The sequence below is a fragment of the Pantoea sp. LS15 genome, from assembly GCF_012241585.1.
Classification (GTDB): domain Bacteria; phylum Pseudomonadota; class Gammaproteobacteria; order Enterobacterales; family Enterobacteriaceae; genus Enterobacter.
Genome location: NZ_JAAVXA010000001.1, coordinates 192,589 through 218,902, shown reverse-complemented (window position 1 = coordinate 218,902; position 26,314 = coordinate 192,589). Strand labels below are relative to the sequence as shown.

31 protein-coding genes and 1 other annotated feature are annotated in these 26,314 nt (G+C 53.0%); of the genes, 18 read left to right on the top strand and 13 right to left on the bottom strand.

Annotation, left to right across the window (positions count from 1 at the left end; genetic code table 11):
* The first annotated feature begins 126 nt into the window (after window positions 1-126).
* A complete protein-coding gene (locus HED65_RS01030; RefSeq protein ID WP_028018798.1) occupies window positions 127-888 on the top strand; it encodes a YciK family oxidoreductase in 762 nt (253 codons plus the stop codon).
* Window positions 885-1,475 (top strand): cob(I)yrinic acid a,c-diamide adenosyltransferase, encoded by a 591-nt coding sequence (cobO, locus tag HED65_RS01025; protein WP_114977040.1) that lies wholly within the window; start codon window positions 885-887, stop codon window positions 1,473-1,475. The genes HED65_RS01030 and cobO overlap by 4 nt, the downstream gene beginning before the upstream one ends.
* 36 nt (window positions 1,476-1,511) lie before the next feature.
* On the opposite strand, the gene rluB is transcribed toward cobO, so the two are convergent.
* The 3 genes from rluB to rnm all read right to left on the bottom strand — a co-directional run bounded on the left by rluB (window position 1,512) and on the right by rnm (window position 3,982).
* A complete protein-coding gene (gene rluB / locus HED65_RS01020; RefSeq protein WP_028013408.1) occupies window positions 1,512-2,387 on the bottom strand; it encodes a 23S rRNA pseudouridine(2605) synthase RluB in 876 nt (291 codons plus the stop codon).
* Between the two features lie 96 nt (window positions 2,388-2,483).
* Window positions 2,484-3,104, bottom strand: a complete 621-nt coding sequence (locus HED65_RS01015) for an L-threonylcarbamoyladenylate synthase (RefSeq protein WP_114977039.1) — start codon at window positions 3,102-3,104, stop codon at window positions 2,484-2,486.
* Entirely contained in the window at window positions 3,101-3,982 is an 882-nt protein-coding gene (rnm, locus tag HED65_RS01010) for an RNase RNM (protein WP_114977038.1), read from the bottom strand. The genes HED65_RS01015 and rnm overlap by 4 nt, the downstream gene beginning before the upstream one ends.
* Before the next feature lie 139 nt (window positions 3,983-4,121).
* Here rnm and trpL point away from each other — a divergent pair, with 139 nt between their 5' ends.
* From trpL to uspF, 9 genes are all read left to right on the top strand, one after another.
* Window positions 4,122-4,166 (top strand): trp operon leader peptide, encoded by a 45-nt coding sequence (gene trpL, locus HED65_RS22895; RefSeq protein ID WP_106993556.1) that lies wholly within the window; start codon window positions 4,122-4,124, stop codon window positions 4,164-4,166.
* Window positions 4,143-4,237: a sequence feature (Trp leader region), on the top strand. Its footprint overlaps the gene before it by 24 nt.
* Window positions 4,238-4,262: 25 nt before the next feature.
* The gene (locus HED65_RS01000) at window positions 4,263-5,825 is read left to right on the top strand and encodes an anthranilate synthase component 1 (protein ID WP_114977037.1); all 1,563 of its coding nucleotides are present in this window, start codon (window positions 4,263-4,265) and stop codon (window positions 5,823-5,825) included.
* Window positions 5,825-7,420 carry a bifunctional anthranilate synthase glutamate amidotransferase component TrpG/anthranilate phosphoribosyltransferase TrpD gene (gene trpD / locus HED65_RS00995; protein ID WP_114977036.1) on the top strand — a complete coding sequence of 532 codons (1,596 nt, stop codon included), beginning with the start codon at window positions 5,825-5,827 and terminating at the stop codon, window positions 7,418-7,420. The genes HED65_RS01000 and trpD overlap by 1 nt, the downstream gene beginning before the upstream one ends.
* 3 nt (window positions 7,421-7,423) lie before the next feature.
* On the top strand, window positions 7,424-8,782 hold the full coding sequence (gene trpCF, locus HED65_RS00990; RefSeq protein ID WP_114977035.1) for a bifunctional indole-3-glycerol-phosphate synthase TrpC/phosphoribosylanthranilate isomerase TrpF: 1,359 nt from the start codon (window positions 7,424-7,426) through the stop codon (window positions 8,780-8,782).
* Between the two features lie 10 nt (window positions 8,783-8,792).
* Window positions 8,793-9,986 carry a tryptophan synthase subunit beta gene (gene trpB, locus HED65_RS00985; RefSeq protein ID WP_114977034.1) on the top strand — a complete coding sequence of 398 codons (1,194 nt, stop codon included), beginning with the start codon at window positions 8,793-8,795 and terminating at the stop codon, window positions 9,984-9,986.
* A complete protein-coding gene (trpA, locus tag HED65_RS00980) occupies window positions 9,986-10,795 on the top strand; it encodes a tryptophan synthase subunit alpha (RefSeq protein WP_114977033.1) in 810 nt (269 codons plus the stop codon). The genes trpB and trpA overlap by 1 nt, the downstream gene beginning before the upstream one ends.
* A gap of 183 nt (window positions 10,796-10,978) precedes the next feature.
* Window positions 10,979-12,190 carry a selenium metabolism membrane protein YedE/FdhT gene (yedE, locus tag HED65_RS00975; RefSeq protein ID WP_114977032.1) on the top strand — a complete coding sequence of 404 codons (1,212 nt, stop codon included), beginning with the start codon at window positions 10,979-10,981 and terminating at the stop codon, window positions 12,188-12,190.
* A complete protein-coding gene (gene yedF / locus HED65_RS00970) occupies window positions 12,187-12,420 on the top strand; it encodes a sulfurtransferase-like selenium metabolism protein YedF (RefSeq protein ID WP_003856774.1) in 234 nt (77 codons plus the stop codon). Before yedE ends, yedF begins: the two co-directional genes overlap by 4 nt.
* A 140-nt stretch (window positions 12,421-12,560) precedes the next feature.
* Window positions 12,561-12,995, top strand: a complete 435-nt coding sequence (gene uspF / locus HED65_RS00965) for a universal stress protein UspF (protein ID WP_114977031.1) — start codon at window positions 12,561-12,563, stop codon at window positions 12,993-12,995.
* Window positions 12,996-13,048: 53 nt separating this feature from the next.
* On the opposite strand, the gene ompW is transcribed toward uspF, so the two are convergent.
* Window positions 13,049-13,681, bottom strand: coding sequence for an outer membrane protein OmpW (gene ompW, locus HED65_RS00960; RefSeq protein WP_114977030.1), 633 nt, complete (start codon window positions 13,679-13,681; stop codon window positions 13,049-13,051).
* A 282-nt stretch (window positions 13,682-13,963) separates the two neighbouring features.
* On the opposite strand from ompW, the gene HED65_RS00955 reads away from it, so the two are divergent.
* From HED65_RS00955 to yciA, 4 genes are all read left to right on the top strand, one after another.
* Entirely contained in the window at window positions 13,964-14,368 is a 405-nt protein-coding gene (locus HED65_RS00955; RefSeq protein ID WP_114977029.1) for a YkgJ family cysteine cluster protein, read from the top strand.
* Between the two features lie 25 nt (window positions 14,369-14,393).
* Complete coding sequence (locus HED65_RS00950) at window positions 14,394-15,137, top strand: YciC family protein (protein WP_114977028.1); 744 nt, start codon at window positions 14,394-14,396, stop codon at window positions 15,135-15,137.
* 55 nt (window positions 15,138-15,192) lie between these two features.
* A complete protein-coding gene (locus tag HED65_RS00945; protein ID WP_061097985.1) occupies window positions 15,193-15,732 on the top strand; it encodes a septation protein A in 540 nt (179 codons plus the stop codon).
* Between the two features lie 104 nt (window positions 15,733-15,836).
* On the top strand, window positions 15,837-16,232 hold the full coding sequence (gene yciA, locus HED65_RS00940) for an acyl-CoA thioester hydrolase YciA (RefSeq protein ID WP_008502796.1): 396 nt from the start codon (window positions 15,837-15,839) through the stop codon (window positions 16,230-16,232).
* Between the two features lie 35 nt (window positions 16,233-16,267).
* Here the strand turns inward: yciA and tonB are convergent, their stop codons facing one another.
* On the bottom strand, window positions 16,268-16,990 hold the full coding sequence (tonB, locus tag HED65_RS00935; RefSeq protein WP_114977027.1) for a TonB system transport protein TonB: 723 nt from the start codon (window positions 16,988-16,990) through the stop codon (window positions 16,268-16,270).
* Window positions 16,991-17,211: 221 nt separating this feature from the next.
* Here tonB and HED65_RS00930 point away from each other — a divergent pair, with 221 nt between their 5' ends.
* On the top strand, window positions 17,212-17,508 hold the full coding sequence (locus tag HED65_RS00930; protein ID WP_114977026.1) for a YciI family protein: 297 nt from the start codon (window positions 17,212-17,214) through the stop codon (window positions 17,506-17,508).
* 34 nt (window positions 17,509-17,542) lie between these two features.
* On the opposite strand, the gene HED65_RS00925 is transcribed toward HED65_RS00930, so the two are convergent.
* The 3 genes from HED65_RS00925 to HED65_RS00915 all read right to left on the bottom strand — a co-directional run bounded on the left by HED65_RS00925 (window position 17,543) and on the right by HED65_RS00915 (window position 19,511).
* Window positions 17,543-18,496, bottom strand: a complete 954-nt coding sequence (locus tag HED65_RS00925) for a bifunctional helix-turn-helix transcriptional regulator/GNAT family N-acetyltransferase (RefSeq protein ID WP_114977025.1) — start codon at window positions 18,494-18,496, stop codon at window positions 17,543-17,545.
* Window positions 18,497-18,594: 98 nt separating this feature from the next.
* The gene (leuE, locus tag HED65_RS00920) at window positions 18,595-19,230 is read right to left on the bottom strand and encodes a leucine efflux protein LeuE (protein WP_032642206.1); all 636 of its coding nucleotides are present in this window, start codon (window positions 19,228-19,230) and stop codon (window positions 18,595-18,597) included.
* Window positions 19,231-19,337: 107 nt separating this feature from the next.
* Window positions 19,338-19,511, bottom strand: coding sequence for a YciY family protein (locus tag HED65_RS00915; RefSeq protein ID WP_021240326.1), 174 nt, complete (start codon window positions 19,509-19,511; stop codon window positions 19,338-19,340).
* A gap of 144 nt (window positions 19,512-19,655) precedes the next feature.
* Between HED65_RS00915 and cls the strand changes: the two genes are divergently transcribed.
* Complete coding sequence (gene cls, locus HED65_RS00910) at window positions 19,656-21,116, top strand: cardiolipin synthase (RefSeq protein ID WP_049006868.1); 1,461 nt, start codon at window positions 19,656-19,658, stop codon at window positions 21,114-21,116.
* Window positions 21,117-21,149: 33 nt separating this feature from the next.
* The gene (locus tag HED65_RS00905) at window positions 21,150-21,479 is read left to right on the top strand and encodes an HI1450 family dsDNA-mimic protein (RefSeq protein WP_114977024.1); all 330 of its coding nucleotides are present in this window, start codon (window positions 21,150-21,152) and stop codon (window positions 21,477-21,479) included.
* A gap of 30 nt (window positions 21,480-21,509) precedes the next feature.
* On the opposite strand, the gene HED65_RS00900 is transcribed toward HED65_RS00905, so the two are convergent.
* From HED65_RS00900 to oppB, 5 genes are read right to left on the bottom strand one after another with little or no spacing between them, the layout of a single operon-like run.
* On the bottom strand, window positions 21,510-22,346 hold the full coding sequence (locus HED65_RS00900; RefSeq protein WP_114977453.1) for an ion transporter: 837 nt from the start codon (window positions 22,344-22,346) through the stop codon (window positions 21,510-21,512).
* Between the two features lie 47 nt (window positions 22,347-22,393).
* On the bottom strand, window positions 22,394-23,398 hold the full coding sequence (oppF, locus tag HED65_RS00895) for a murein tripeptide/oligopeptide ABC transporter ATP-binding protein OppF (protein WP_114977023.1): 1,005 nt from the start codon (window positions 23,396-23,398) through the stop codon (window positions 22,394-22,396).
* Window positions 23,395-24,408, bottom strand: coding sequence for an ABC transporter ATP-binding protein (locus HED65_RS00890; protein WP_028018775.1), 1,014 nt, complete (start codon window positions 24,406-24,408; stop codon window positions 23,395-23,397). The genes oppF and HED65_RS00890 overlap by 4 nt, the downstream gene beginning before the upstream one ends.
* Before the next feature lie 11 nt (window positions 24,409-24,419).
* Entirely contained in the window at window positions 24,420-25,328 is a 909-nt protein-coding gene (gene oppC / locus HED65_RS00885; protein WP_114977022.1) for an oligopeptide ABC transporter permease OppC, read from the bottom strand.
* A 12-nt stretch (window positions 25,329-25,340) separates the two neighbouring features.
* Window positions 25,341-26,261: an oligopeptide ABC transporter permease OppB gene (gene oppB, locus HED65_RS00880; RefSeq protein WP_114977021.1), complete on the bottom strand. Its 921-nt coding sequence runs from the start codon at window positions 26,259-26,261 to the stop codon at window positions 25,341-25,343.
* Window positions 26,262-26,314 lie beyond the last annotated feature (53 nt).

Sequence of the window (26,314 nt, the reverse complement as noted above, 5' to 3'; positions counted from 1 at the left end):
TTGCAAATTGTTAATTTTACAGTAATGCGTCCTGTAGACTGATTGAATTCTCATGCTAATTCGGGCATAAAGCCGAAAAGTCATCATGAAGGCGTCATCGCGTCACTGTACGCCTGAGGAGTCACCGTGCATTATCAACCACAAAAAAACCTGCTACAGAACCGGATCATTCTCGTTACCGGTGCCAGCGATGGAATTGGCCGCGAGGCGGCTCTGACGTACGCTGAATATGGCGCAAGCGTTATTCTGATTGGCCGCAACGAAGAGAAATTGAAAGGTGTCGCGCAGGAAATTGAAGCTGCTGGTGGAACACTGGCGGCGTGGTACACGCTCGATTTACTCACCTGCACTCCCGAAGTGTGCCAGGAACTTGCCCAACGCATCAGCACCCGCTACCCAGTACTGGATGGCGTGCTGCACAACGCTGGTTTGCTTGGGGATGTTTGCCCAATGGATGAACAGGATCCTGATACCTGGCAGCAGGTGATGCAGGTCAACGTCAACGGGACGTTTTTCCTTACCCAGGCATTGCTTCCTTTATTACTCAAATCCGAGTCAGGTTCGCTGGTCTTTACCTCTTCCAGCGTGGGCCGCGAAGGCCGGGCGAACTGGGGAGCTTATGCCGTATCAAAATTCGCCACCGAAGGCATGATGCAGGTGCTGGCGGAGGAATATCAGAGCCGCCATCTGCGCGTAAATTGCATTAACCCCGGTGGAACGCGCACCAAAATGCGTGCCAGTGCGTTCCCGACCGAAGATCCACAGAAGCTGAAAACTCCAGCTGATATTATGCCGCTCTATCTCTGGCTAATGGGCGATGACAGCCGCCGCAAGACAGGGATGACCTTTGACGCCCAGCCAGGCCGTAAACCAGGAATTTCCCAATGAGTGAAGAACGCCATCAGCAGCGCCAGCAGCGTCTGAAAGAACAGGTCGATGCTCGCGTCGCGGCAGCCCAGGACGAACGTGGGATCATCATCGTATTCACCGGCAACGGTAAAGGTAAAACCACTGCCGCATTTGGTACCGCTACACGTGCCGTCGGGCACGGGCAGAATGTCGGTGTCATTCAGTTTATCAAAGGGGAATGGCCCAATGGTGAACGAAATTTACTGGAACCACATGGCGTTGAGTTTCAGGTGATGGCGACCGGGTTCACGTGGAATACCCAGAACCGGGAAACCGATACCGCAGCCTGCCTTGCCGTCTGGGAACATGCCAAAAGAATGCTTGCCGACCCTTCACTGCATATGGTTCTGCTGGATGAGCTCACCTACATGGTCGCCTATGACTATCTGCCGCTGGACGCCGTGCTGGATGCTCTGAAGAACCGCCCAGTACATCAGACGGTGATCGTCACCGGACGCGGGTGTCATCGGGATATTCTGGCGCTGGCAGATACCGTCAGCGAGCTGCGTCCGGTGAAACATGCGTTTGATGCGGGCATCAAAGCGCAAGCTGGAATTGATTACTAAGAAAAAAGCCCGGTTGCATTAACCGGGCTTCACTTTTTAACCGTTGTTATTACGGCTGCCAGAGCGGCGGTTGCTGTTTACCTGGCTATGGCGTTTCACTGCACGGCGGATTTGATTCGCCTTCATCCGACGACGATCTTTCTCAACCGCGACTTTAGAGGTGGTTTCCGGCGTCAGGCCGACCAGTTCACGCAGATAGTTGGTCTGGGTCAGATCCAACTCGGTATAGCCGCCACGCGGCAGACCTTTTGGCAGCAAAATGTCGCCATAACGAACACGGATCAAACGGCTCACCTGAACGCCGACGGCTTCCCACAGACGACGTACTTCGCGGTTACGACCTTCAGTCAGCGTCACGTTGTACCACTGGTTAATACCTTCACCACCGGTAAATTTGATCGTTTTGAACGCAGCAGGACCGTCTTCCAGCTGAACGCCGCGCGACAAATCGCGCAGTTTATTCTCGTCAACCTGGCCAAAGACACGCACAGCGTATTCACGTTCCACTTCACGACTTGGGTGCATCAGGCGGTTTGCCAGTTCACCATCGGTGGTAAACAGCAGCAGACCGCAGGTATTCACGTCCAGACGACCTACTGCAATCCAGCGAGCGCCACGCAGTTTAGGCAGACGGTCAAACACCGTCGGGCGACCTTCCGGGTCGTTGCGGGTACACAGTTCGCCTTCCGGCTTGTAGTAAGCCAGCACGCGGCAAATTTGTTCAGCGGACTCTTTTACGGAGATAAGATGACCGTCAATACGGATCTTCAGCCCCGGTACAATTTCTACGCGGTCGCCCAGCGTGGCGATTTTACCGTCCACACTCACGCGGCCCGCTTCAATAATGGCTTCGATTTCACGGCGTGAGCCGTGGCCGGCGCGCGCCAGCACTTTCTGTAACTTCTCGCTCATTGAGCTTCCTCAGGTGTCGCCTTCACAGGCGTCGAATCAGGTCAAAAGAGGGCTTACCCCTACTTTGATGGCCGCGTAGTATATCTGCTTACACCATTACAAGAAAGGCTTAACATCACCCACGCCTTCACGAATCACTTCTGGCGCATCTTCGGTCAAGTCGACCACAGTGGTTGGCTGCTGACCAAGATAGCCGCCATGAATAATTAACTCGACCACCTTCTCCAGACGATCTTTGATCTCTTCCGGATCGGATTCAGTAAATTCACTTCCCGGCAGCATCAGCGAGGTCGAGAGCATAGGTTCGCCGAGGGTTTCCAGCAGCGCCTGTGCAATCGGGTTCGACGGTACACGCATCCCGATAGTTTTGCGTTTTTCCTGCAACAAACGACGCGGTACCTCTTTTGTCCCTTTGAGGATGAAGGTGTAGTTCCCCGGCGTGTTGTTCTTGATCAGGCGAAACGCCACGTTATCCACATACGCATAAGTCGAGAGCTCAGAGAGATCGCGGCACATCAGGGTAAAGTTATGGCCATCTGGCAGTTGGCGAATACGGCAAATGCGTTCCATCGCCCCTTTGTCTTCAATTTTGCAGCCCAGCGCATAGCCAGAATCGGTCGGATAGACAATGACCCCGCCTTTGCGAACGATCTCCACGGCCTGGTTGATCAGACGTGCCTGCGGGTTATCCGGATGGATATAAAAAAACTGACTCATACTTCCCTCTCTTCAATTTGCTGCGGCTGTTCCCAGAGCTGCCAGACGGGTTCCACACCTGCGGGTAGCCAGAGCTTGCGCCCCAGTTCGATCCACGCGCAAGGCTGATGGAAATCAGACCCTTGTGACCCAAGCAGGCCGAACTGGCGGGCATACGTTGCGAGCTGTGCGCGCTCATTGGGCGCCTGCTGACACTGGGCGACTTCCATCGCCTCACCACCGCATTCGGCAAAGTGTGCCAGTAGTCTTTTCAGCCATTTAGCAGAAAGATTATATCGCCCCGGATGGGCCAGCACGGCCTTGCCACCAGAATGATGAATCACATCAATAGCTTGTTTTATTGTACACCACTGTGGCGGAACGTATCCGGTTTTCCCGCGAGCAAGATACTTTTTGAAAACATCCGCCATTGTCGTCGCTTTGCCTGCTTCAACCAGAAAGCGGGCAAAATGGCCGCGAGTCACCGCCCCGCCGTTCGCCAGCTTTTGCGCACCTTCCAGTGCTCCGGGGATGTGCGCTTTTTCAAGGCGTTCACCGATCATCTCTGCTCGTTGATTGCGGCGTGATTTTTGTTCTTGCAAAAACGCGCACATTGCCGGATGTTCGATATTGATATTCAGGCCGACAATATGAATTTCGTGGTTTTCCCACACGGTCGATATCTCAACGCCAGGCACCAGATTCAACGCAAGTCCACTGCGGGCAATCTCAGCGCGCGCTGCCTGAATAGCATCCGTTGTATCGTGATCGGTTATCGCCAGCGTGCCGACACGCATTTCAATGGCGCGATTAACCAGTGCTTCGGGTGTCAGCAGGCCATCGGAGGCCTGAGTATGGCTGTGTAAATCGTAAATATTGGCGTAGGTGGTATCGCTCAAAGCACTTCCCATCACAGGTTGGAGACATCCAAAACCCCTATGATACCGACTTACATTGAAATTCTGAAATCAAGGGTTGACAACCTGCCATCGAACTAGTTAACTAGTACGCAAGTTCACACGAGAAAGGTATCTGAAAATGACAGCACATTTCACTCTGCACGGTTGGTGGCGCACTTCCTGATCATCGGGCAGTGTCACGCGTCTGCGAAATGCAAACAGATACCCAGCCCGCTACTAAGCGGGCTTTTTTTTGAACAGAATAAATGAGAACAACATAATGCAAACAGCCAAACCACACCTCGAATTGCTAACCCGCGAGGCGGCCTATCGCCACAATCCCACCGCGCTGTTTCACCAGGTGTGCGGTGCCCGTCCGGCGACGTTGCTGCTGGAGTCTGCGGATATCGACAGCAAAGACGATCTCAAGAGCCTGCTGCTGGTTGATAGCGCGTTGCGCATTACCGCTTTAGGTGACACTGTCACCATTAAGGCGCTATCAGAAAATGGGGCGTCGCTGCTGCCGCTGCTGGATGCCGCCCTGCCTGCCGGAATTGAAAATGAACGCCACCCGGAAATGCGGGTTCTGCATTTCCCGCCGGTCAGCCAGTTGCTGGACGAAGACGCACGTCTCTGTTCTCTGTCCGTTTTCGATGCTTTCCGCCTGCTGCAAAATCTGGTGTCCGTACCGGAAGATGAGCGTGAGGCGATGTTCTTCGGTGGGCTGTTTGCGTATGACCTGGTCGCGGGTTTTGAAGATTTGCCGGAAACAGAGCAAGGCAACCGCTGCCCTGACTACTGCTTCTACCTGGCGGAAACCTTGCTGGTGATCGACCATCAGAAAAAATATACCCGCATTCAGGCTAGCCTGTTCACGCCGTCTGCGGCAGAGAAAAACCGCCTTGAACATCGCATCACCCAGCTGCAGCAGCAAATGACCGAAGCACCGCCTGCGCTTCCGGTGCAGCGCGTGGAGAAGATGACATGCGACGTCAATCAGACGGATGATCAGTACGGTGCCGTTGTTCGCCAGATGCAAAAAGCGATTCGTGCCGGTGAAATTTTCCAGGTTGTCCCTTCCCGTCGCTTCTCTCTGCCCTGCCCGTCTCCGCTGGCCGCCTACGACGTGCTGAAGAAAAGCAACCCGAGTCCATACATGTTCTTTATGCAGGACAACGATTTCACCCTGTTTGGCGCGTCACCAGAAAGCTCGCTGAAATACGATGCCACCAGCCGTCAGATTGAGATCTACCCCATTGCCGGGACGCGTCCACGCGGTCGTCGTGCTGATGGTTCACTGGATCGTGATCTCGACAGCCGCATCGAACTCGAAATGCGTACCGACCACAAGGAGCTTTCCGAGCACTTGATGCTGGTCGATCTGGCGCGTAACGACCTGGCGCGCATTTGTACCCCGGGTAGCCGTTACGTTGCGGACCTCACCAAAGTCGACCGTTATTCATTTGTGATGCACCTGGTGTCCCGCGTGGTGGGTGAACTGCGCAGCGACCTCGACGTGCTGCACGCCTATCGCGCCTGCATGAACATGGGGACCCTGAGTGGTGCACCAAAAGTACGCGCCATGCAGCTGATTGCCGGTGCCGAAGGCCGTCGTCGCGGTAGCTACGGCGGTGCGGTGGGTTACTTTACCGCCCACGGTGATCTCGATACCTGCATCGTAATCCGTTCTGCCTATGTCGAAGACGGTATTGCCACCGTACAGGCAGGCGCAGGCATTGTTCTTGATTCTGTTCCGCAGTCTGAAGCTGACGAAACACGCAGTAAAGCACGTGCGGTACTTCGCGCCATTGCTACCGCACACCATGCACAGGAGATTTTCTGATGGCTGACATTCTGCTGCTCGATAATATCGACTCCTTTACTTATAACCTTGCAGATCAGCTGCGTGCGAATGGTCATAACGTCGTTATCTACCGCAACCACGTGCCAGCACAAACGCTGATTGACCGACTGGCCACCATGCAAAACCCGGTGTTGATGCTCTCTCCAGGACCCGGTGCACCGAGTGAAGCTGGCTGTATGCCAGAACTGCTGACGCGTATGCGTGGAAAGCTGCCGATTATCGGTATCTGTCTTGGTCACCAGGCCATTGTGGAAGCCTATGGCGGCTACGTCGGCCAGGCGGGCGAAATTCTGCACGGTAAAGCGTCCAGCATCGAACATGACGGTCAGGCGATGTTTACCGGGTTGCCTAACCCACTCCCGGTGGCGCGCTACCACTCGCTGGTTGGGAGCAATATTCCAGCCGGACTGACCATTAACGCCTCGTTTGAAGGGATGGTGATGGCGGTGCGTCATGATGCGGACCGCGTCTGCGGTATGCAGTTCCACCCGGAATCGATTCTGACCTCTAACGGTGCTCGTCTGCTGGAACAAACTCTCGACTGGGCGTTACAGAAGCTGGAGCAAACCAATACGCTGCAGCCGATTCTGGAAAAACTGTATCAGGCGCAGACGCTGAGCCAGCAGGAGAGCCACCAGCTCTTCTCAGCCGTGGTTCGCGGTGAGCTGAAGCCTGAACAGCTTGCTGCTGCACTGGTCAGCATGAAAGTGCGTGGCGAAAGCCCGCAGGAGATTGCCGGTGCGGCCACAGCACTGCTGGAAAATGCCGCCCCGTTCCCGCGCCCGGATTATCAGTTTGCGGATATTGTTGGCACCGGCGGTGACGGCAGCAACAGCATCAACATCTCCACGGCCAGCGCCTTCGTGGCGGCGGCGTGTGGTTTGAAAGTCGCGAAACACGGTAACCGCAGCGTTTCCAGCCGCTCAGGCTCGTCTGATTTGCTGGCAGCTTTCGGTATAAATCTTGATATGAACGCCGAACGTTCCCGTGAAGCACTGGATGACCTGGGTGTCTGTTTCCTGTTTGCACCGAAATACCACACCGGTTTCCGCCACGCGATGCCAGTTCGTCAGCAGCTCAAAACCCGTACGCTGTTTAACGTACTGGGGCCACTTATCAACCCGGCTCATCCGCCACTGGCGCTGATAGGTGTCTATAGCCCTGAACTGGTGCTGCCGATTGCTGAGACACTGCGTGTTCTGGGATATCAACGTGCCGCCGTGGTTCACAGTGGAGGAATGGATGAAGTGTCGCTGCATGCGCCAACGCTGGTAGCCGAACTGCGCGACGGTGAGATCCTGAGTTATCAGCTGGAAGCAGCCGACTTCGGTTTAGCGCCATATCACCAGGAAGCGCTGGCAGGCGGTACGCCGGAAGAAAACCGTGACATTCTGACGCGCTTATTACAAGGTAAGGGAGAGGTCGCTCATGAGGCCGCCGTTGCTGCCAACGTCGCCATGCTGATGCGTTTGCACGGTGAGGAAGACCTGAAGGCCAACGTTCAAAAAGTTCTGGATGTACTGCGCTCTGGTGCAGCTTACGATCGCGTTACCGCACTTGCGGCAAGAGGGTAAAGAATGCAGACCGTTTTAGCGAAAATCGTTGCCGATAAGGCCATCTGGGTGGAAGCCCGCAAGCAACAACAGCCGCTTGCCAGTTTCCAGAATGACGTCGTCCCAAGCAGCCGTCGTTTCTATGATGCCCTGCAGGGCGCACGCACTGCGTTTATCCTTGAGTGCAAAAAAGCGTCCCCGTCTAAAGGGGTTATCCGTGACGATTTCGACCCAGCGCGTATCGCTGGTATTTACAAGCACCATGCGTCGGCCATTTCTGTGCTGACGGATGAGAAATATTTCCAGGGCAGCTTTGATTTTCTGCCCATTGTTAGCGGCATCGCACCACAGCCAATTCTGTGCAAAGACTTTATTATCGACCCGTATCAAATCTGGCTGGCGCGCTTTTACCAGGCTGACGCCTGCCTGCTAATGCTCTCGGTGCTTGACGATGAACAGTATCGCCAGCTGTCTGCCGTGGCGCACAGCCTGAACATGGGCGTGCTGACAGAAGTCAGTAATGAAGAAGAACTGGAACGCGCGATTGCGCTGGAAGCCAGAGTGGTCGGCATTAACAACCGCGATCTTCGCGACCTGTCGATCGACCTCAACCGCACCCGCCAGCTCGCGCCGCGTCTGGGCTCTGGTGTAACAGTGATCAGCGAGTCCGGCATTAACAGCTACGCTCAGGTTCGTGAGTTGAGCCACTTTGCTAACGGTTTCCTGATTGGCTCCGCCATGATGGAGCATGCCGATCTCAATGCGGCGGTGCGCCGGGTGTTGCTGGGTGAAAACAAAGTGTGCGGTTTGACCCGCGAACAGGATGCCCGGGCTGCGTATGACACGGGGGCGATTTACGGCGGGCTGATTTTTGTCGATTCATCCCCGCGTGCTGTCAGCGTAGAACAGGCGCGCAAGGTGATAGCGGCGGCACCACTCAGTTTCGTCGGCGTTTTCCGCAATGCGGATATCACGGATGTGGCAGCAAAAGCCGATGCGTTATCCCTGAGCGCAGTCCAGCTCCATGGTGATGAAGATCAGGCGTATATAGACGCTCTGCGAACCGTGCTGGCACCGCAGGTGCAGATCTGGAAAGCCCAGAGCGTAGGCGACACCCTGCCAGCGCGTAATCTTACTCATGTTGATAAATACGTGCTGGATAACGGCCAGGGCGGCACAGGTCAGCGTTTTGACTGGTCGCTGCTGAATGGTGAAAAGCTGGACAACGTCCTGCTGGCGGGCGGATTAAGCCCGGATAACTGCGTTGAAGCCGCCAAAACGGGCTGCGCAGGCCTCGATTTCAATTCAGGCGTAGAGTCGCAACCGGGTATCAAAGATGCCAGCAAGCTGGCCTCGGTATTTAAAACTCTGCGTGCATATTAAGGAAGAGAAGATGACGACATTACTAAACCCTTATTTTGGTGAGTTCGGTGGGATGTACGTCCCGCAAATCCTGATGCCCGCTCTGCACCAGCTGGAAGAGGCGTTTGTCAGCGCACAGAAGGATCCGGCATTTCAGGCTGAATTTACTGACCTGCTGAAAAACTATGCTGGTCGTCCAACGGCGCTGACCAAGTGTCGTAACCTGACCGAAGGCACCAAAACAACGCTGTATCTCAAGCGTGAAGATTTGCTGCACGGCGGCGCACACAAAACTAACCAGGTGTTGGGTCAGGCGCTGCTCGCCAAACGTATGGGTAAAACCGAAATCATCGCCGAGACCGGCGCGGGTCAACACGGTGTGGCCTCTGCTCTCGCCAGCGCCCTGCTCGGTCTGAAATGCCGCATTTATATGGGCGCAAAAGACGTTGAGCGTCAGTCGCCGAACGTGTTCCGTATGCGTCTGATGGGTGCGGAAGTGATCCCGGTTCACAGTGGTTCAGCCACGCTGAAAGATGCCTGTAACGAAGCGCTGCGCGACTGGTCTGGCAGCTATGAAACGGCGCACTATATGCTCGGTACTGCTGCGGGCCCTCACCCGTTCCCGACTATCGTACGTGAATTCCAGCGTATGATTGGTGAAGAGACCAAAGCGCAGATCCTTGAAAAAGAGGGTCGTCTGCCGGATGCGGTGATCGCCTGCGTCGGCGGTGGATCTAACGCTATCGGCATGTTTGCCGATTTCATCGACGACACCCGCGTTGGCCTGATTGGCGTTGAGCCTGCTGGTCATGGAATTGAAACGGGTGAGCATGGTGCGCCACTGAAGCATGGCCGCGTTGGGATCTACTTCGGCATGAAGTCCCCGATGATGCAGACCGACGAAGGCCAGATTGAAGAGTCATACTCTATCTCAGCAGGCCTGGATTTCCCGTCTGTTGGCCCACAGCATGCGTACCTGAACAGCATTGGTCGCGCGGATTATGTTTCCATTACCGATGATGAAGCGCTGGAAGCATTTAAAACATTGTGTCGCAGTGAAGGGATTATCCCGGCGCTGGAGTCTTCTCACGCACTGGCACACGCGCTGAAAATGATGAAAGAAAACCCGGAAAAAGAGCAGCTGTTAGTGGTTAACCTTTCCGGTCGCGGTGACAAAGATATCTTCACCGTTCACGATATTCTGAAAGCACGAGGGGAAATCTGATGGAACGCTACGATAACGCATTTGCAGAACTGAAATCACGCCAGGAAGGCGCGTTCGTTCCCTTCGTTACCCTGGGCGACCCGGGTCCGGAACAGTCCCTGAAGATTATTGACGCCCTGATTGAAGCGGGTGCCGATGCGCTGGAGCTGGGTATCCCCTTCTCTGACCCGCTGGCGGATGGCCCAACCATCCAGAATGCGACGCTGCGCGCCTTTGCAGCGGGTGTAACGCCAACCCAGTGTTTTGAGATGCTGGCTACCATCCGCCAAAAGCATCCAACCATTCCGATTGGCCTGCTGATGTACGCCAACCTGGTGTTTAACCGTGGGATCGATGAGTTCTATGCCGAGTGCGCTCGCGTTGGTGTTGATTCCGTACTGGTGGCAGATGTGCCGGTTGAGGAATCTGCACCGTTCCGTCAGGCAGCTATGCGCCACAACGTGGCCCCGATTTTCATCTGCCCACCGAATGCTGATGACGAACTGCTGCGCCAGATTGCCTCTTACGGTCGCGGGTATACCTACCTGCTCTCTCGTGCGGGTGTGACTGGTGCGGAAAACAAAGCCGCACTGCCGCTGCATCATCTGGTGGAAAAGCTGGCGGAGTACCATGCTGCACCACCGCTGCAGGGCTTCGGGATCTCATCTCCTGAACAGGTCTCGGCAGCGATTGAAGCAAAAGCGGCAGGGGCGATTTCCGGCTCGGCTATTGTCAAAATCATCGAGAAGAACGTGGACAAACCTGAGCAGATGCTGGCTGAGCTCAAAGCATTTGTTACGGCGATGAAAGCCGCGACGCGTAAAGCCTGACCCCTTCACCGTCTGGCGATTCAGCCAGACGGTCTTCTCCCCTACATTCCCGCTATCTCTAAAGGATTATGCCAAAATTGATCTCATCGATATTTTCGGTGTGAATGGCTTTTCAATCCTTTTCGTAAGCGTATGATTTGGTCTCTTTTCGGCTTTAAACCTTCTGAGTTCAGAGGCTTACTCATGTCATGGCACTACTTCAAACAGACTTACCTGGTTAAGTTCTGGTCACCTGTACCGGCCGTCATCGCGGCGGGGATCCTTTCTACCTACTATTTCGGCATTACCGGCACCTTCTGGGCCGTCACCGGCGAGTTTACCCGCTGGGGTGGGCAACTGCTGCAACTCGCTGGTGTGCATACCGAAGAGTGGGGTTACTTTAAACTTATTCATCTGGACGGCACACCGCTCACCCGCATTGACGGGATGATGATCATGGGTATGTTCGGCGGATGTTTAGCGGCTGCGTTGTGGGCAAATAACGTCAAGCTGAGGCTACCAAAAAGCCGAATCCGCATTCTGCAGGCGATTGTCGGCGGCATGATTGCTGGCTTCGGCGCACGCCTGGCGATGGGGTGTAACCTTGCTGCCTTCTTTACTGGTATTCCGCAATTTTCACTGCATGCCTGGTTTTTTGCTGTCGCCACGGCCATAGGCTCTTACTTTGGCGCAAAATTTACCCTTCTCCCGCTGTTCCGTATTCCGGTCAAAATGGTCAAGGTGAGTGCGGCTTCTCCACTGACGCAAAAGCCCTCTCAGGCCCGTCGCCGCTTCCGCCTGGGTATGTTGGTCTTTTTCGCCATGCTGGCGTGGGCGCTGTGTACTGCCCTGAACCAGCCTAAACTCGGTCTGGCGATGCTGTTTGGCGTGGGTTTCGGCCTTCTCATTGAACGCGCGCAGATCTGCTTTACTTCGGCATTTCGCGATATGTGGATCACTGGCCGCACAATGATGGCGAAAGCGATTATCGCCGGGATGGCGGTCAGTGCCATCGGCATCTTCAGCTATGTCCAGTTGGGTGTCGAACCGAAAATTATGTGGGCGGGTCCTAATGCAGTGATTGGCGGTCTGCTGTTTGGCTTTGGGATCGTGCTTGCTGGCGGGTGTGAAACCGGCTGGATGTACCGCGCTGTTGAGGGGCAAGTGCATTACTGGTGGGTGGGTCTGGGAAATGTTATCGGCTCGACAATACTGGCCTACTTCTGGGATGACCTGTCCCCTGTGCTTGCCACCAACTGGGACAAGGTGAACCTGCTGAACACCTTCGGCCCCCTCGGTGGTCTGCTGGTCACTTATGGTCTGCTGCTGGCAGCCTTTATACTGGTTATCGCGCAGGAAAAACGTTTCTTTCGCAGAGCCACTGTTAAAACCCAAACGCAGGAGAATGCAGCATGAAAGAGATCGTGCCTGATTATCGCCTGGATATGGTCGGCGAACCCTGCCCTTATCCGGCGGTTGCCACACTTGAAGCGTTACCGCAGCTCAAAAAAGGTGAAATTCTGGAAGTAGTGAGTGACTGTCCGCAGTCCATCAATAATATTCCGCTGGATGCCAAAAACCACGGTTACACGGTGTTGGATATCCAGCAGGACGGGCCAACCATCCGCTATTTGATTCAGAAATAATGCTGCCACGGACGCCCCTTTCAGGGGTGTCTCTCCCGCCTCAAAATCTGCCTTATATCCCACTTTGATCGCAAATACAGTGAATGTCATTACAACAGCACTACACTTTAAGTGGATAAAAAACAAACAGGAGGTGTGGCATGTTTAATTCGATTCTTGTTCCTGTCGATATCTCTGAGAGTCGACTGACCGAACAGGTGATTCCTTATGTACAGGCAAACGCAGCAATCAGTAACGGTAAAGTTCATTTTCTGACGGTCGTTCCCTCTTTCCCCTACTACTCTTCTCTTGGGCTGGCCTATTCCGTTGAGATGCCAAAACTGGCGGAAATACAGCAAGAAGCGCTGGAGAAACTCAATGAGATGGTTAAGCAGTTCAAATTGCCACCTGACCGCGTTCAGACACATGCCATTTCTGGCGCACCTAAAGATCAGATCCTGAAACTGGCCGACAGTATCAACGCAGACCTGATCATTATTGCCTCTCATCGGCCTGATATTACGACCTATCTGTTAGGCTCAAATGCGGCAGTCGTTGTGCGCCACGCCAAATGTCCGGTGCTGGTTGTACGTTAGAGGAGATACTGCAGAAAGACTGGCCGTTTTCTGGCCAGTCTCAGGAGATGAAATCAGAAACGATAACCTGCGGAGAACATGAATACCCACGGGTCCAGGCGAGTACTGATACTTTGCTGTTGACCGCCTGCTTTAAAGCGTACGTCCGTATCAATATCCATGTACCAGACTGAGGCGTTAATTAACCAGTCACGGTTAATCAGATAATCAAGACCTACCTGCCCGGCCATGCCCCAGGAATCTTTCAGACTGAGGTCTGACAGACCCGCCTCTTTACCGGTATCGTTAAATTTCTCATCAAAGAAGGTTGTGTAGTTCACACCGGCGCCAATATACGGACGCACTTTGCTGCTGGCATCGCCAAAGTACCACTGCGCCATCAGCGTTGGTGGTAAATGGTGAACTGTGGCGATATCTCCGGTTGGCCCCAGGCCAACGCGATGACGGAATGGCGTTGCAGCCAGAAGCTCAACACCGATGTTCTCCGTCGCCATATAAGTAAACGTTAAACCTAACTGGGTATTATTACTGACGTTAAAACCGCCCATCCCCAGCACATTATCCGAACCTTCAGTAGGGCGAACCGTCGCCGAACCGGCACGAATAAAGAATTCACCTGCTTCATGCGCATACGCGCCGCCAGAGAGACTGCTTAATACAAGGGCTGCCACCGCTAATTTTTTCATATCCGCTCCATCGTTGTGGTTTTAATCGCGGGTGAGAATATACTCACAAATGAGTAATAAGTGATCTGCTACAGATCACACTAAAACCAATAACTTAACATTCATTGATCTGGGTTAATTTTTTGTGGAGCATTGAAAAGCAATAAGTTGTTTCCATGTCAATTTTTGACATTTCACAGTGCCAAAATTTTTCTATTTTCCCCTCTTGCCCTTCCTCCGGCGGCTGGATAATTTAACCCTCTCACAAGTTGATTTGATGCGTTCTTCTTTTGCAGGTGTGCCATGAGTGACCTTAACCCGTGCATGACGTGCGGAGCCTGTTGTGCGTATTTTCGAGTCTCTTTCTACTGGGCCGAAGCCAGCGATGGCGGCGGTACTGTTCCGGCTCATCTCACTGAGCCGTTAACCCCCTTTCTGCGCTGCATGAGCGGCACGAACCAAAAACAGAGCCGGTGTGCTGCATTACAAGGGGAACCCGGGGTGTCTACCCGGTGTTCTATTTACGAGGATCGCCCCAGCCCATGCCGGGAGTTTGCCTTGTCGGGAGAGGATGGGCAGGTCAACGAAGCCTGTAATCGTGCTCGTGCTCGCTATGGATTACCGCCGCTTTACAAAGATATGCTTTTCCATACAAGCCTTGATGCTGCCACAGCAGGTGCATCCGGTGTACAATTGCCGGCTAATTAACACCTGCAATACTCAAGGAGAGTGCATGTCTATCACGGCGAAGTCTGTCTACCGTGACACGGGAAACTTTTTCCGCAATCAGTTCATTACTTTTTTACTGATCGCGTTGCTATGCGCCTTTATCACGGTGGTGCTTGGTCATGCGTTCTCACCAAGTGAAGAACAAATTGCCAGCCTGAGCCAGGGCGACCATCTTGCAGGCAGCGTGGGGTTGTTTGAACTGGTACAAAACATGACGCCTGAGCAACAACAAATTCTGCTGCGGGCTTCCGCTGCATCCACTTTCTCAGGTCTTATTGGTAATGCAGTGCTGGCGGGCGGCGTACTGCTAATGATTCAGTTGGTGTCGGCGGGCCATCGGGTCAGCGCTTTACGGGCGATTGGTGCCAGCGCGCCAGTCTTGCCTAAACTGTTTATCCTGATCTTCTTAACCACCATGCTGGTACAGATGGGAATTATGCTGGTCGTGGTACCAGGTGTGTTGCTGGCTATCGTGCTCTCTTTTGCCCCTGTGATGATTGTGCAGGATAAAATGGGGATTTTTACCGCGATGCGCAGCAGCATCAAACTTGCATGGGCGAATATGCGTCTGGTCGCTCCGGCCGTGATCGGCTGGCTGCTTGCTAAAACGCTCTTGTTATTGTTTGCGCCGAATTTTGCAGTATTAACGCCAAATGTAGGTGCGGTGGTGGCGAATACGCTGAGCAACCTGATTTCAGCGGTACTGCTGGTCTATCTGTTCCGCCTGTATATGTTAATTCGTCAGTAACCCTGATGTCGGGCGCATTACCGGCCCGGCTCAACACAGAAGATGGAATCACAGAATGAAGCAGTTTCTTGATTTTTTACCGCTCGTCGTCTTTTTCGCTTTTTATAAGCTATACGACATCTATGCCGCTACCACGGCGTTGATCATTGCTACCGCTGTTGTGCTGATCTACAGCTGGGTTCGCTATCGCAAAGTGGAAAAGATGGCACTGGTGACGTTTGTCCTGGTAGCCGTATTTGGTGGACTAACCCTCTTCTTCCACAACGATGAATTCATCAAGTGGAAAGTCACTGTGATTTACGCGCTGTTTGCAGGTGCATTACTGATCAGCCAATGGGTAATGAAAAAACCACTGATCCAACGCATGCTGGGCAAAGAGCTGACACTACCGCAGGAAGTATGGTCTCGCCTGAATATTGCCTGGGCGGTCTTCTTTATTCTCTGCGGCCTCGCCAATATCTATATTGCCTTCTGGCTGCCGCAGAATATCTGGGTCAACTTTAAGGTCTTCGGCCTGACTGCGCTGACGCTTATCTTCACGCTGTTAAGCGGTGTATACATCTATCGTCACATGCCGCAGGACGACAAGCACTGATTAATGACTGACCAGAACGTCTACGACAGGCGTTCTGGTCTATTCTCTCCGCTGTGAAATCATAGTAGCATCCCGCCTGAAGTCTTCCGTTACGAGTTAATACAATGACAACAACTAACGCCCCGCAGGGCGAACTGGTTTTACGCACACTGGCAATGCCCGCTGATACCAATGCCAATGGCGATATTTTTGGCGGCTGGCTGATGTCGCAGATGGATATGGGCGGCGCAATTCTGGCAAAAGAGATTGCCCACGGGCGCGTAGTGACCGTGAGAGTGGATGGCATGACCTTCCTGCGCCCTGTTGCGGTTGGAGATGTGGTTTGCTGCTACGCGCGCTGCGTAAAACGCGGCAACACCTCCATTTCGATCAACATCGAGGTATGGGTGAAGAAGGTCTCTTCTGAGCCGATTGGGCAGCGTTATAAAGCGACAGAAGCGCTGTTTATTTATGTCGCGGTGGATAGTGAAGGGAAACCTCGTCAACTTCCACAAGCCTGATAGACCGAAAAAAAGCCTCCATACGGAGGCTTCTCTTATTCCATCTGTGCCCCGCCATCCAGGCGGAAAACAATATTCACTATCAGCCCATTTCCCGGTTTTCCGGCTTCGTATCGCCATCTGCGCATCGCTGATTTCACTTCTCGCTCAAACATATTAGAAGGTTGAGCAGATAAGATTTCCACATTATCAACACGGCCATCCGCAGTGACGTCGAATTTTACCTTTACGCGCCCTTCAATACGTAATGCCTTAGCACGTGGGGGATACTGAGGCTCGTTACGGCTCAGTGCTCGTGGGCCCGCGGGTGCCGATACTGTCGGTTTAGCGGTTGTCGCCGTGTTATTCATTGCCGGACGTGAAGGTGCCGTATTCTCAACTGCCTGGGTAGCACGCGGTTCAACCGGACGCTCTTCGCGTTTCGGACGTTCCTCAACTTTCTTCACCGGTTTTGGCTTCGGCTTAGGTTTTGGCTCCGGTTTAGGTTTGTGGATCACCACCGGTGCTTCCTTCGGCGGCTCCGGAATCGGCTCGGGCTCCGGCTCAGGTTCAGCAACTGGCTGTGGCGGTGCAGGCGCCGCCTGCGGTGGTTCGAGATCCGCTGGCGATACCATCGTCACAGAAATCGGCTGCGCGGGTGCGGGCATTTCAATAACCTGATGAACCGAGGTATAGAGCAAACCCGCCACGACAGCACCGTGAATAACGACAGAAAGCAGCGTCGGCCAGGGAAAGCGGCGAGGTAAATCAAGGGTCATCGAAGTCATAATCATCAACGTTAAAAAACCGAACACTGATTTTAAATGCAAATAGCAATCATATTCAATAAGACACTTTGCTCTGGCGCAATTTAAGCGCAGGAGAGGCCAAAAAAGGCGCATTCAGATCAGGGTATTAACATTGTTTTTATCTTTGCATTGCAGTCAATTGCCCTTTCACATAACGTAACTGACACTTTTAACGGTTAAGGAGCTTCACCGTGCTTTACGTGATTTACTCTGAAGATGTCGCGGATTCCCTCGAAAAACGTCTGTCTGTTCGCCCTGCCCATCTGGCACGCTTACAGTTGCTGCAGGATGAAGGTCGATTACTGACCGCAGGCCCAATGCCAGCAGTAGACAGCAATGACCCGGGTGCCGCTGGTTTTTCTGGCTCCACGGTTATTGCTGAGTTTGAATCTCTGGAAACGGCGACCGCCTGGGCAGACGCGGACCCATACGTTGCGGCCGGTGTGTATGCGAAGGTGACCGTTCGCCCTTATAAGAAAGTGTTCTGATGTAAAAAGGCTCCAGCAGGGAGCCTTTTATATGTTAGACGTCTTTACACCGGGTAAATTGCTGCTCTGTTATAAGACTTCCCCACTGGTCACCCTCCCACTCTTTGGCTAATCTGAAACCAAATGATTCATACAGACGTCGTGCGGCGGATAGTTTATTGAATGTCCACAAATGCACAGCAGAAAAGCCCACGTTATCGCAAAAACCCATAGCTTCGGTCAGAAGTTTTTTCCCCACGCCATATCCGCGACAACCATCATCAAGAATAAACCAGCGAAGGTGAGCTTCCCCCGGTTCTAAATCTTCACCATCAATAGCCACCGAGCCGACAATTTTATCGTTCAATATTGCCAGCCAGACCTGATTACACGGCTTCTCCAGGCGCCCACTAAACTCGGCCACCCCAGAAGCCACTTTGGCCTCAAAGAAACGACCAAAATTATGTTCCCGGGAATAATAACTGGCATGCATCTCAGCGATACGACCAATCATGCCAGGCAGATAGCCCGGTACAATTTTCAGCACGTCAGATTGAACCTCAACCGGTGTTTCACGGCCAGCCAGCAGCGCCCTGGCATAAAGTGATAGGCCCTGAGATATTGTTTTCTGTTGCAACGGATCCAGTGGCTTTATTGCAGTGAGCACCCGAGCGCTACTGTAGGTATTAATTTGTCTGACGGTTTCCAGCCCTTTTGCCGTCAGTCGTAGATACTTCGTTCTGGCGTCTTCACTGGAAACGACTTCTTCAAGTTCACCTGCTGCAATAAGGCGTGCCAGCATCCGGCTGACGCTGGACTTTTCCAGGCCTAACAGTTGCACCAGTTGGCCTGCGGTCATTTCTTTCCGCAAATCAATTTCGACAAGTGTATGAACCGCCGAGGGGGAATAATTCGTTGAGGCCAGCGTCGAGGCCATAAAACCTAATTCGCGCACCATCAAACGTGAGGCGCTACGGATATCGCTGACAAGAGGGGGTTCGATGTGCATGTTATTGCCTCCGCTATTTAGTTGTACTATACAACTAAATAGCGGGAAGTTGTCAAACATTAAAAAGGCTCCCTCAGGAGCCTTTCTGTTTCTTCACATCAATGTAGCGAAGCTAACCTTGCCGCAAACCCTACAAACAGCAGCCCTATCAGCCCGTTCCCCAGCTTTGCCAGTTTCTTTTTGGTTTTCAGGTAACGCGTAACAAACGCGCCAGAGAAGATCAGAAAGCTCATGTACGTAAAGCTTATTAACTCCAGCGTCGTCGCGAGGATCAGGAAAGAAGTGCCGGTGCTCTGCGCATTCACGTCAATAAACTGAACGAAGAACGATACGTAAAACAGAATCGCTTTGGGATTGGTCAGGCTTAACACCAGCGAACGTTTCATGATCATACTGGCAGGTTCAGGCCCGCTCTCATGAGCGTTTTTTTGACGGTTCACCACCGACCAGAGCATTTTGCCCCCCAGCCAGAGCAGATAAAAAGCCCCGAGATAGCGCACGATGTTAAACAGTACCGGTGTAGTCTGGATTAATGCCGCGACGCCCGCCCAGGCCAGAAACATCAGTACCGCATCGCCGATAAATACACCCGTCGCGGCGAGATAACCTTTTTTAACGCCGTGACCAATCCCGGTTTTCAGCACAAACAGAGTATTTGGCCCAGGTACCAGCACGATAAAAAATGCGCCTACAACGTACGTCCAGAAATTCAGTACACCAAACTCCGCAAACACTTCTCCCTCCTTTTGCTAGAAACAACGGGAATATCGCTGCAAAAACGCTATTCCCAAAAATCAGACGCTATAAAATCAGTGGGCACCTTGCGGTGCCCTCATGTTTCTCAGATATCCTGGACTGCGAACAGCAACGCGTTGCGGTGCCGGGTCATTCCACATTTCCTGATGGCGTGTATACGCATATTGCGGCGGGATTGTGCTTCCAGCCAACGTGCCTTGCGACGACTCACCTGTCGCAACATGCGCCAGCGCCCTACTTCAGTTCTACTGCGCTTCATGTCTACAACTCTTTCTCTAACAGAGACGCCATTATAAACCCAACCTTGCAGCAAACCAGCGCTTTTACCTGGCGTTTTTATTTGCCAGATGAATCCTGATGCGTACACTCATAACAATACGCTTTCAAAAGGATTTTTTAACCTATGACAACCTTCTACACCGTGGTGAGTTGGCTGGTCATTTTGGGATACTGGCTGTTAATCGCGGGTGTGACATTACGCATCCTGATGAAGCGCAGAGCCGTACCCTCTGCCATGGCCTGGCTTCTGATAATCTACATCCTCCCGCTGGTAGGAATTATTGCCTATCTCTCTTTCGGTGAGCTTCATCTGGGCAAACGCCGCGCCGAGCGTGCCCGCGCCATGTGGCCCTCGACCGCGAAGTGGCTTAACGATCTTAAAGCCTGCAAACATATTTTTGCCGAGGAGAACAGCAGTGTTGCCGCTTCGCTGTTTAAGCTGTGTGAACGCCGTCAGGGGATTGGCGGTGTCAAAGGCAATCAGCTCCAGTTGCTGACCACTTCTGACGATGTCATGCAGGCGTTGATCCGCGATATTCAACTGGCTCGCCATAACATTGAGATGGTGTTTTACATCTGGCAGCCCGGTGGTATGGCCGACCAGGTTGCTGAATCCCTGATGGCCGCTGCTCGTCGGGGCATTCACTGCCGTCTGATGCTGGACTCTGCAGGCAGTGTGGCATTTTTCCGCAGCCCCTGGGCGGGCATGATGCGTAATGCCGGTATCGAGGTGGTTGAGGCGCTGAAGGTTAACCTCCTGCGTGTGTTTTTGCGCCGGATGGATCTCCGCCAGCACCGTAAGATGATCATGATCGATAACTATATTGCTTACACCGGCAGTATGAATATGGTTGACCCTCGCTTCTTTAAACAGGATTCAGGGGTTGGGCAATGGGTTGATTTGATGGCGAGAATGGAGGGGCCGATTGCCACCTCTATGGGTATCGTTTACTCATGCGACTGGGAGATTGAAACCGGTAAACGTATTCTGCCACCACCACCAGACGGCAATATTATGCCGTTTGAAGAGGCCAGTGGTCACACCATTCATACGATTGCATCCGGGCCTGGTTTCCCTGAAGATTTGATTCATCAGGCGCTTCTGACAGCAACCTACTCTGCCCGTGAATACCTGATCATGACCACGCCTTACTTTGTCCCCAGCGATGACCTGCTGCACGCAATCTGTACTGCGGCGCAACGCGGTGTCGACGTGAGTATCATTTTGCCACGCAAAAATGACTCACTGCTGGTGGGCTGGGCCAGCCGTGCATTCTTTAGCGAACTGTTGGCCGCAGGCGTGAAAATTTACCAGTTTGAAGGCGGATTGCTCCACACCAAGAGTGTCCTCGTTGACGGTGAATTAAGCCTGGTGGGCACAGTCAACCTGGATATGCGGAGTCTGTGGCTCAATTTTGAAATCACACTGGTGATTGATGACGCCGGTTTTGGCGGTGACCTGGCGGCGGTGCAGGATGATTATATCTCCCGCTCGCGGCTGCTGGATGCCAGACTGTGGGTAAAACGTCCGCTGTGGCAGAGAATTGCCGAACGACTGTTTTACTTCTTTAGTCCGTTGCTGTAAAACGTGCCCAACGATGTTAAACAGGTAGTCATCATGGAAATGGATCTGAACAATCGCCTGACCGAAGACGAAACGCTCGAGCAGGCCTATGACATTTTTCTCGAACTGGCGGTTGATAACCTCGATCCCGCAGACGTGATCCTCTTTAATCTGCAGTTCGAAGAGCGTGGCGGTGCCGAATTGTTCGACCCTTCAGAAGACTGGGCTGAGCATGTGGATTTCGACCTTAATCCTGACTTCTTTGCCGAAGTGGTGATTGGGCTGGCTGATGAAGATGGCGGCGAAATAAACGACATCTTCGCCCGCATCCTGCTGTGCCGCGAGAAAGACCACAAACTGTGCCATATCCTCTGGCGCGAATAGTAAAAAGGCTGCGATTGCAGCCTTTTTTATTTAATCCGGTAATTCACTTCCGCAGCGGCTACAAAACCGTGCGCTGTGTTCATGCTCACCCTGATGACAATTCGGGCATTTGCGCTGCTGTTTGCGACTCTGAAAGGCACTGCTCATATGTGTGGTAATGAGCCCTGTCGGGATGGCAATCACCGAATAGCCAATCAAAATCAGCACTGATGCCACAATACGTCCCAATGGGGTATGCGGTGTGATATCGCCATAACCCACGGTCGTCACGGTCACAATGGCCCAATAGACCGAGGCATTCAGCGTCGTGAAGCCATATTTTGGCCCTTCTATCAAATACATCAGCGCACCGAAAACAATCATGACGATGGCAATAAATGAATAGAACAGAATAAGCTGGTGACGTGCGCTGACTATCGCGCGCCAGAACACGTGCAATGACGGCATAAAACGCAGTAATTTCAGGATACGTAATACCCGAATGACACGCATCGCCCGCCAGGCAAAGACGTAACTCAGGCTGATTTCCGGCCACAGCCACATCACATAAAGCGGCAGGATGGTCGCTAAATCAATAAATCCCCAAAAGCTGAAAACGTATCTGGCCGGGTTGGGCCAGCAAATGACTCTCAGGCAATATTCAGCGGTAAAGACCAGGGTAATCGCTAACTCAAGCCAGACAAAAATATGCCATTCGTCAAATGTCAGGTGATATTGCGTCCCGACACCAGACTCAATAAAGATCACAACCACGCTGAGCAACGCAAATAAACCGCAGAGACCTTCGAAGCGTCTCCCGGAAACTGTTTCAGGATCGAATAAAAAATGGTAAAGCCGCCGACGGGCTGGCGTGAATAAAAGCGACACAGTAACCTCGCAAAAAATAAGGGCTGACATGATGTCAGCCCTTGCGATTATAACGGGTCTACTTTCAGGCAGGAAACCGCATGGCGGAAACTGCCTTCCAGAACCGGCCGCGTTTTCGCGCATTCCGGCCCGGCCATAGGGCATCGCGTACGGAAGACGCAGCCCGACGGCGGGTTAATTGGTGAGGGCAATTCCCCTTCCAGAAGCTGAATCGTTTTATTCTTTTCCAGGTCAGGATCGGGGATCGGCACCGCAGACATCAGCGCTTTGGTATAAGGATGCAGTGGGTTGTGGTACACCTCATCATAGGTGCCCAATTCCACAGCATGGCCTAAATACATCACCAGTACGCGGTCAGAAATGTGTTTCACCACGGCCAGATCATGTGCGATGAAAATGAGTGACAGCCCCATTTCACGCTGTAGTTTCTGCAGCAGGTTAACCACCTGTGCCTGAATGGACACGTCCAGCGCAGACACTGGCTCATCACAGATAATCAGCTTCGGTTCGAGGATCAACGCACGTGCAATACCAATACGCTGACACTGGCCGCCTGAGAATTCGTGCGGGTAACGGTTGATAAGGTTAGGCAGTAGCCCAACTTTCATCATCATTGCCTTCACGCGATCGCGCACTTCCTGACGAGCCATCTTCGGATGATAAGTACGTAGCGGCTCGGCAATAATCTCACCGATGGTCATACGCGGGTTCAATGATGCCAGTGGATCCTGGAAAATCATCTGGATATCACTACGCACGTCACGCCACTCGTCAGGCTTCATCCCCAACAAGTCTTTACCCAGCCAGGCCACTTTGCCGCCAGTGGCTTTTACCAGACCAATAATGGCGCGCGCGAAGGTAGATTTACCGCAGCCAGACTCCCCTACCACGCCCAGGGTTTCGCCTTCGTACAAACGCAGCGTGACCCCATCAACCGCTTTCAGGGTCTTAGGTGGTTGCCAGAACCACTGCTTACCGTCTTTGATGTCAAAATGCACTTTAAGGTCAGCAATTTCGAGCAGCACATTACGTTTTTCATCTAATGCGTTCATACCAACTCCTCCTGCGGCTTAAAGCAGGCGCGCAGACGGCCTGGTGCAAACGCTTCCAGCGGCGGAGCGCTGTTGCAGATTTCCATCGCGTGCGGGCAACGCGGCTGGAACGGACAACCTTTCGGCAGACGCAGCAGGTTTGGCGGGTTACCCGGAATAGTGAGCAGAGATTCCCCTTCCGCATCGAGACGCGGTACCGCATTCAACAGACCAATTGAGTACGGGTGGGCTGGGTGATAGAACACATCCCGCGCGTTGCCATATTCCATGGTACGGCCGGCATACATCACCAGCACTTTGTCACAGATACCCGCAACCACGCCCAGGTCGTGGGTGATCATGATGATCGCTGTGTTGAACTCGCGCTTAAGCTCGTTTAACAGGGTCATGATTTGTGCCTGAACGGTGACGTCCAGCGCGGTGGTGGGTTCATCGGCAATCAGCAGTTTTGGCCGGCACAGCAACGCCATCGCAATCATCACACGCTGACGCATGCCACCAGAAAATTCGTGCGGGAACATGCGCATGCGCTTACGGGCTTCCGGCATTTTCACCGCATCCAGCATTTTGACTGACTCTTCAAACGCTTCCGCTTTGCCCAGACCTTTGTGCAGCATCAGGACTTCCATCAACTGCTCGCCAACCCGCATGTACGGGTTCAGCGAAGTCATCGGATCCTGGAAAATCATCGAGATCTGCTCGGCACGCAGCTTGTTCAGCTCATGCTCTGGCAGGTTGAGGATTTCACGTCCGTTGAATTTCGCAGAACCCCCGATAACACCGTTTGCAGCCAGCAGTCCCATCAACGCAAATGCGGTCTGGGATTTTCCGGATCCAGATTCACCGACAATCCCCAGCGTTTCACCTGCACGCAGATCGAAGTTGAGATCGTTAACGGCGGTAACGTCTCCGTCCGGGGTTTTAAAGGTTACACGGAGATCTTTCACATCCAGCAGAAGTTTGCTCTGCTGTTGCGCCTGCGGCGCAGTGGCCGTTTCAATAATTGTCATGACGGCGCTCCTTAACGGTCTTTCGGGTCGAGGGCATCACGCAGGCCATCGCCGATAAAGTTAAAACAAAACAGGGTGACAACCAGGAAACCCGCCGGATAAAGCAGTAACCACGGTGATACTTCCATGGAGTTTGCACCATCACTCAGGAGTGCCCCCCAGCTGCTCAAAGGCTCTTGCGTACCCAGCCCCAGGAAGCTCAGGAAGGATTCAAACAGGATCATGCTTGGTACCAGCAGTGAAGCATAAACCACTACCACACCCAGCACGTTAGGAACGATATGACGAACCACAATATTACCGATTGATACGCCACCTACCTGCGCGGCTTCGATAAACTCTTTGCGTTTGAGGCTCAGTGTCTGTCCGCGCACAATACGCGCCATATCCAGCCAGGAAACCATTCCGATAGCCACGAAAATCAACAGGATGTTCTGGCCGAAGAAGGTCACCAACAGGATAACGAAGAACATGAACGGGAAGGAGTTCAGGATTTCCAGCAGACGCATCATCACGGAGTCTACTTTACCGCCAAGGTAACCAGAGAGTGAGCCATAGAGCGTGCCCACAATCACCGCCACCAGTGCAGCAGCGATACCCACCATCAGCGAAATACGGCCTCCGATAGCAACACGCACCAGCAGATCGCGCCCGGAGGAATCCGTACCAAAATAGTGTCCGGACTCCATATCAGGTGCGCTGGACATCATGCCCCAGTCAGTGTCGAAATAGGTAAATTGCGACAGCATCGGCGCCAGGGTCACAAACAGCGCGATGATCACCAGAACAACCAGACTGGCAACCGCGGCACGGTTGTGCATAAAGCGGCGGCGCGCGTCTTGCCAGAGGCTACGACCTTCTACTTCCAGTTTTTCACTGAAGTTTTCCAGCGCCTCGCTGTTTTTCTTACTCAACATCATGGCGTGCTCCAGTTAGTAACGGATTTTCGGGTCGATGACGGCATACAGCACATCGACAATTGCGTTAAAGAGAATGGTCAGCGCACCAACGAGAATGGTCAGGCTCAGTACCAGCGAATAGTCGCGGTTGAGCGCGCCATTAACGAACAGTTGACCAATACCCGGCAGACCGTAGATCGTTTCGATAACCATTGAGCCAGTGATGATCCCGACGAATGCCGGCCCCATGTAGGAGAGCACAGGTAACAGCGCTGGTTTGAGTGCGTGGCGGAAGATAATCCGACGCATCGGCAGCCCTTTTGCGCGCGCGGTGCGAATGAAGTTCGAGTGCAACACTTCAATCATTGAACCACGGGTGATACGCGCAATACTGGCGATGTACGCCAGAGATAATGCCACCATCGGCAAAATCATGAACTTTAACGCCCCACCGTTCCAGCCACCACCAGGTAGCCATTTCAGCGTGATGGCAAATATCATCACCAGTAACGGCGCGACAACGAAGCTGGGTATGACTACCCCGGTCATCGCCACCCCCATTACGGTATAATCCCATTTAGTATTTTGTTTAAGTGCGGCGATAACGCCCGCAGATACTCCGAGAACAACGGCCAGCAAGAACGCCGCAGCACCCAGTTTTGCCGATACCGGGAAGCTAGAAGCCACCAGGTCGTTAACGGAATAGTCTTTATATTTGAATGACGGTCCAAAATCACCGTGAGCCAGTTGCTTCAGATAATTGAAGTATTGGGTGGAGATAGGATCGTTCAGGTGATATTTCGCTTCAATATTCGCCATGACTTCTGGCGGCAACGTACGTTCACCGGTAAATGGACTTCCCGGCGCAAGACGCATCATGAAGAAGGAAATTGTAATCAGAATAAACAGCGTTGGAATCGCTTCAAGACAGCGACGTAGGATAAATTTCAACATTGCCCGTACCTTCTGGCGTGTGCCTATATATTGTGACGTTGGTTAGACACCGT